This window comes from Streptomyces sp. NPDC057900 (genome assembly GCF_042887885.1).
GTDB lineage: Bacteria > Actinomycetota > Actinomycetes > Streptomycetales > Streptomycetaceae > Streptomyces.
Map to the genome: position 1 here is coordinate 1 of NZ_JBHVOI010000013.1, position 979 is coordinate 979.

Genomic DNA, 979 nt, shown 5'->3' on the forward strand with positions numbered 1-979 from the left:
AAACGCCCGGTTACATTCCGAACCCGGAAGCTAAGCCTTTCAGCGCCGATGGTACTGCAGGGGGGACCCTGTGGGAGAGTAGGACGCCGCCGAACAATCTTTCAAGGACCCTTGGTCCCAGCGTTCAACGCTGGGACCAAGGGTCCTTTTTGTTTTGTCGAAGCGCGTCGGGTGTCCGGCTGCGCAAGAATGTCTGTAGTACCCGATGACAGGAGCACCACCGATGTCCACCAACTCTCCCGACGATCGTTCGGAGCGCGAGCCGCGTCGCCGCGACGGCGGTGACCGGGGCGGCTTCAGCGGTGGTCGTGACGACCGGTCAGGCGGCCAGCGTCGGGACAACGACCGCGGTGCGGACCGACGCGACGACCGCCGGCCCACCAACAGCGGCGGCTTCCGTCGCGACGACAGCCGGCCCAGCAGCGGTGGCGGCAACTTCCGCCGCGACGACAACCGTGGTGGCGACCGGGACCGTGCGCCTCGCCGCGACGACAGCCGTGGTGGTTCGTCCGGTGGTGGCTTCCGGCGGGATGACAGCCGTGGTGGTTCCTCCGGTGGTGGTTTCCGTCGCGACGACAGCCGTGGTGGTTCGTCCGGTGGTGGGTTCCGTCGTGATGACCGGGCTCCGCGTCGTGATGATGACCGTGGTGGGCGTTCGGGCGGTGGGTTCGAGCGTCGTGATGACCGCCCCCGTGGCGGCAGCACCGGCGGCAACTTCCGACGCGACGACAACCGTGGTGGTTCCTCGGGTGGTGGTTTCCGCCGTGATGACAGCCGTGGTGGTTCGTCCGGTGGTGGTTTCCGTCGTGATGACAGCCGTGGTGGTTCCTCGGGTGGTGGTTTCCGCCGCGACGACAGCCGTGGTGGTTCGTCCGGTGGCGGCTTCCGTCGTGATGACCGGGCTCCGCGTCGTGATGATGACCGTGGTGGGCGTTCGGGCGGTGGGTTCGAGCGTCGTGATGACCGCCCCCGTGGCGGC

General features: G+C 67.8%; 1 rRNA gene and 1 pseudogene. One reads left to right on the plus strand and one right to left on the minus strand.

Features of this window, described 5'->3' with window-relative positions:
• Positions 1–95 (plus strand): 5S ribosomal RNA (rrf, locus tag ACFVQ0_RS31500); the annotation flags it as partial.
• Between the two features lie 224 nt (positions 96–319).
• Here the strand turns inward: rrf and ACFVQ0_RS31505 are convergent.
• A pseudogene (locus ACFVQ0_RS31505) lies at positions 320–979 on the minus strand (hypothetical protein); the annotation flags it as partial.